Annotated in this window: 2 protein-coding genes; both read right to left on the bottom strand. The window is 37.6% G+C overall.

Annotated elements, in window-relative coordinates; genetic code table 11:
* Nucleotides 1-5,176 (bottom strand): YSIRK-type signal peptide-containing protein (locus O3616_RS09815; RefSeq protein WP_371638768.1); only part of this gene is annotated, 5,176 nt, incomplete at its 3' end.
* A gap of 578 nt (nucleotides 5,177-5,754) precedes the next feature.
* On the bottom strand, nucleotides 5,755-6,131 hold a 377-nt coding region (locus tag O3616_RS09810), incomplete at its 5' end, for an LPXTG cell wall anchor domain-containing protein (protein WP_371638767.1).

Here is a 6,131-nt window from a genome sequence, read left to right as displayed (position 1 = left end):
GTTTGAACATTGACTCTGTTTCTTGAGTTTGTGGTTGACCTTGTTTTCCAGTTGTTTCTTTTGGTTCTGCTGTTGGAGTGACTGGGGTTACTGTTGGTGTGTAAGTTGTTTCTACCTTAGTTCCGTTAGTATCCTTCGCTACAACCTTAGCTGGATCTGGTGTGCCAACAAAGTCTTTGTTTGGTTGGAATGTGATAACTCCTGTTGTTGGATCAATTGTGTATGTTCCAACTTCTTTACCATCTTTCATCGCTGGCATTGTTGTTACTTCATTACCACTTGGGTCTACCAATTTAACAGTTGTCTTATCAATTGGTGCTACTTCATCACCTTGTTTGAACATTGACTCTGTTTCTTGAGTTTGTGGTTGACCTTGTTTTCCAGTTGTTTCTTTTGGTTCTGCTGTTGGTACTACTGGAGTTACTGTTGGTGTGTAAGTTGTTTCTACCTTAGTTCCGTTAGTATCCTTCGCTACAACCTTAGCTGGATCTGGTGTACCAACAAAGTCTTTGTTTGGTTGGAATGTGATAACTCCTGTCGTTGGATCAATTGTGTATGTTCCAACTTCTTTACCATCTTTCATCGCTGGCATTGTTGTTACTTCGTTACCACTTGGGTCTACCAATTTAACAGTTGTCTTATCAATTGGTGCTACTTCATCACCTTGTTTGAACATTGACTCTGTTTCTTGAGTTTGTGGTTGACCTTGTTTTCCAGTTGTTTCTTTTGGTGTTGCCGTTGGAACTACTGGAGTCACTGTTGGGGTGTAAGTAGCTGTTGCTGGTGTTCCATTCTTATCTTTAACTTCAACAGTTGCTGGATCTGGTGTACCAACAAAGTCTTTGTTTGGTTTAAATGTTACAACACCTGTTAATGGATCGATTACGTATTTACCAATTTCTTTTCCATCTTTTGTAGCTGGAATTTCTTTGTCATCAACTGGTTGTCCATTTACTACAAATTTAGCTGGTTGCTGTTCGTTAATTGTAATTGGAGCTGTTTCATCGCCTTGTGTAAAGACAGGTTTACCTGTTTGTTCTTGACCTTGTTTGCCACTTGAAGTTACATCTTCACCTGTTGGCTTAACTGGGGTTACTTCTGGAGTATATTTTCCTTTTGAAGTAACTGGAACTTTGTTTCCTTCTGAGTCAGTGGCTGTTACTGATACTTGTACATTAACACCTTTAGCTTTTCCTGTAAATGTTGGAAGTGGTTCAAATGTTACTACACCTGTTGTTGGATCGATTGAGTATGTTCCTTCTCCATCAACTACCACTTTACCTTCAGCATTAGCTCCTTCTAATGAGTAGGCAGCTGTTGTCCAGTCTACGTTTGTGCCATCTAATGTATTATCTGTATTATTTAATTCAGAGAAACGATCTTTTCCTGATTTAGATGTTTGAGGTTGTCCTTGTTTTCCTGTAGTTTCATCTGCAGATGGTGCAATTCCGTATACAGTTGGTGTATATGAATTTTCTACCGCTACTGTTACTGGATTTCCTGATTCATCATTAAATGTTACATCAGCCGCTACTGTTACCGGATTTGCAGTTCCTACAAATCCTTCTACTGGAGTGAACGTTACTTCACCTGTATTTGGATCTACAGTGTATGTTCCTTCATCAGTTGTTACAGATTCAACTTTTGCTCCTGTTTTTGGATCTACTAGTTTGTAGTTTGATACTGTAGTTCCTTCTTTTCCATCATTGAAATTGTCGGCCATTGAGTCAGTTTGTTTTTGACCTTGAGCGCCTGATGATTTCTCTGGTTCTGTTACTACGATGTAGTAAGTTGTTTCTGCTACTGCATCTTCTGTAACTTCACCAGTATTTGTTCCACCGACTGTTGGAGTTGTCACAACCCCATTTGAATCTACTGCGCTTACTGTTACTTTGTAACGTCCTTTTTGGGATAGTACATAAGCGTTAGCTTTAGCTAGATTTGCTTCTGCAGCTGTTTTAAGAGCTGTACGTGCAGTTTCTACTGCTTTTTCAGCTTCTAAAGCTGCAGTACGTGTTGACTCTACTTCAGTATTTTTTGTTGAAAGATTTGTTTGAGCTGTTGCTAATTGTGCTTCAATAGATGCTTTAAACTCTTTTACATTAGCAAGTTTTCTCTCTGCTAATTCTTGAGCCGTTGGAGAAATTGTACGTAGCTTCAAGTCATCTAATGCTGCTTGAGCATCTTCTACCGTTCTTGTTGAACGATCTAATAGTTCTTGAAGACGTGCTAATTCATTTTGTGTATCTTGATATTCTTTTACAGCCGTTGCTGCCGCTTGAGTTTTAGCTGCCGCTGTACGTTGTGCTTGAATATAAGCTGTTTCTTCTGCTTGAGCTCCATCAAAATTAGTTACTGTTCCATCTGGTGCAGTTACTGTTACTTTTGTTTTAATTGTATCAGAATCTGCAGCTGTAGTTTTATCATCGATTGTATCTGCGAATGCTACGTTTGCTTTAGGTGATTTAACTAAGTCTACTGATGTATCTTTTGCTTCTGAATAACTTGTTGAAGTTCCAGTTGGTTTGTCATTGTGAATTGATGCTAGGTCTGTTGAACTTGCTTCACGGTATGCTACATACCCTTTAAATCCTGATGCTGTCTCGATTTCCCAACCAGCATTTGATTCTTTAGCTGTAACTGCTGTACCGTCAGAAGATGTCCATTGGTTTGTTACTGAGTCGTAACTTACTGTAACTACCATTCCTTGCTCTGAAGATGTGTTATCTTTTTTAACCAATGTCTCTGTACGTGTAACAGCACCTACTGCTGTTACCTCACCATTCTTACGAATTTCTGCAATCTTATCTACTAATGTTGCCGCTGAAGATGTTGCATTCCATGTACGTTCAAATTCATAGACAACAAATTTAACATCACCATTTGCTTGAGCATCTGTATAAACACGACGTTCAATAAGAGTTGATGTACCATTGCCATTGTCTTTTAGTTCATAAGCTTTTTCAGTAGGTAACGAATATTTACCTGTTGCACGGTTAAATACCGCTTTATACGTATTACCTGCTGCGTCAGTTACCATAGCAAATTCACGTTGGATGTTTGCTTTCACCTTATCAGTTGTGGCTTTTGCTACAATATTATCCACACCTACATATTTAGTAGATTCTGGTGTTACGGTTAAGTTAAAAGTTGAATCTCCTGTTGTAGATGCAGCCCCTAATACCGCACCTTCTTGTACAGCTGTATTTGTAGTACCTGCTGCTACTGTCCAGTTTCCATCTTTAACTTCAAGTTTTGTAACTGTTCCATCTGGCATTGTAATTTCAGCTTTGTTAGCACCTTTTGAAATTGACACAGGTACAGTTGTTGCATAAGCTTCAACATTCTTAACAGTAATCTTAGGTGCTACTGCGATTGTAATATTTTCATGAGCTTCTTGACCATACATATTCCAATCCATATTTCTTGCATTGGTTGTATTATTATAGTCTTTGGCATAAACAGATGCTGTGAAAATCCCAGCTTCACTTGCTGTTCCAGTAATATCTCCATTTTTTGGATTATAGCTTAATCCTGGTACAACATCATTTATCGAAGTTTTACTTCCCGTATAATTACCGTTTAAGGCAGTATGCGCTGTGACAGTTTGTGGTCCGTTCTCGGTATTTACTTTAGATCCATCAACTGCAGTAAAGGTTGCTCCATTCGTGCCTCCAGGAGCAGTTTTTGAACCGGCAACAACTTTTTCTCCATTACTTCTGTATACATAACCAGTTCTTTCATCACGACTCATCCCATCGTTATCAACATATTTAATATTATGATCAACTTGATCGCCTACTGTTACTAATTTTGATTTTCCTTGAATAAGTGGTGCAGATGAATCTTGCCATCCTACCCATCCAGCAGTTAAGTCTCTGAAAGTAACTTGCTGAGTAGCTCCACCTTTCTCTACAGTTACAATATAGCGCATGTCATATACACCGTTTTGAAGAGTAGATGCTACATAGCCTTCAACAGTATCTGTAGTTGCATTATAAGCTAATCCAGGAGGTAAGTTACTCGCTTCAATGTTTGCAATTGTGTATCCTGCAGCAGTTGCCTCTGGTGATAAACTAAAACGTTTTTTTACATCTGTAACATATACATAGTGATTTCCTTGTTCATAAGTATAACCATAGATTTCTGTAGCTAGATACTCATAAGCACCTCCTGCACCCCATACATTATTGTTGTTAGGTTTACCAGTAGCACGAAGTTTCCCTTTCCATAGTTCTGCTTCACGTCCCACTTTTTGAGCTTCTGTTTTAGATAATGGAATATCTGTACGTCCACTTGTCCCGGCTTGTCCACTATTAGCTGCTGGCACATCAGTGTTCTCAGATTGATATCCATGAACATAAATTTTATAGTTAGCATTACCATCTAGTACTTTGTAAGATTTACCTGTAGATCCAAGAAATTCACCATTTTCTTTTCTTAGTTCTTTAGAAGCAGCTGTATACCCTTCATTAGCTGAACGTAAGTGTGAACCTTGGACTAGTTCTTTGCCATTACGTTCATCTTTAGAACCAGTGTTTTCAATTGCGTTTGACTCAGATTTTTTCTCAGTGTTTTCCGCTTTCTTCCCTACAGTTTCTTTACCATTTGTAGTATCAACTGCTGGAGTTTCTTTTTTCTCAACTGGTTTGTTTTGTAGTTTTGAGTTTACAGTTGTTACAAGTTTGTTGTAAGCAGCTTTTAACTCATCTTGACTAGTAGCACTTGAAAGAGCTGCTTTTGCCGCTTCCAAATCTGCATTCAAAAGAGCCAAACTTTCGTCTGTCTTGTTTGCATATTTACCTGCAGCTATATTTCCTGCTACCTGGTTAACATAAGCTTCTAATTGAGTCTTATCCAATTTAGGAGCTACTACTTCTTTCGGAGTTTCCTCTGGTTTAGATTTTTCTGCTTTAACCTCTGGTTTAGCTTCCGCTACTTTAGTTTCTGGCTTAACGGCTTCCTTCTCTTTATTAGGATCCGCTTGATTTGCTGGCGCAGTGGTTGCTGCTACTGATGCTTCAGCACCTTGAACTTCCGTTGCTGATACCGCACCACTTCCAAGGAACATCAATCCAGCTGCAATCGCTACTGACGCTGCTCCAAAGCTATATTTCCGGATACCATAACGGATGTACTTTTCTACTCTAAAATCTTGTTGTTGCTTGCCTTTCATCGAGACTAACAACCTCCTTTTATTTTCATCATGTTAGTTAAAAATCCACAAAAAATCCCGCAACATCTTTTTACATAGTTGAGAGGAAATTTTATATAATTCACAATTAACATGTATATAAATAATATCACATTTCATCTCATTACACAAGATACTTGATTTATAATTTCAAAACAAAAATAATAATTTTCCAAGTAAAATTTAGTTAACATTTCACTTGAATTATCAGCATTTCATAAGGGAAATAATTTTTATAATTGTTGCTTTTGTTTCTATTTTCTGAATATTTACTAGCCTCTTTTCAAAATTAAATCTCCGACATATTTCAGTATCATATTTGTATATTTATCCAAAAAAATACAATATTAAAACGATTTCCTTATCTCATTTTTATATATTTTCCTTTTATTGATTAACTTTAAAAAGATGAGTGCATAACTTTCTACCAAGTTTTGAGATTTTCAGAGATCGTTGAATAATGAAGTATAATGAAATAAAACAAAACCAACCAATCTAAATGACTGGCTGGTTTTTTATCGAAGAATCGAGTTCCTATTTTAAGAATGGGAGATTAGAAATTAGTCTTCTTTTTTCTTGCGTGCCACAAGACCAAATCCGCTCAATACTCCAAGAAGTCCAAGAGCTGCTAGGCTAGAGTGATCTTCTGTACCAGTATTAGGCAATTCCTTAGCTGGTTTAGCTGGAGCTGGTTTTGATGGTTTCGCAGGTTCTGGTTTCACAGAAGGAATGATTTTTTCATAAACATGAACTGTGTCGCCATTTGGAAGTTTCTTAGTCTCTACGAAGCGGTAGCCTGGGATATCTTTCTTAGGTTGTTCACCGTCTTCTGTTGGATAGTTTGGAATTTCATTTCCATCTTTATCCTTGAATGATGTCTTAACTTTCTCATAAACGTGTTCTACATCGCCATTTGGAAGTTTCTTAGTCTCTACGA

The sequence above is a fragment of the Streptococcus sp. 27098_8_86 genome (genome assembly GCF_041432595.1).
Classification (GTDB): domain Bacteria; phylum Bacillota; class Bacilli; order Lactobacillales; family Streptococcaceae; genus Streptococcus; species Streptococcus pneumoniae_F.
Note: the sequence above shows the minus strand (reverse complement) of the source record. Positions and strands in the feature narration are given on the sequence as shown.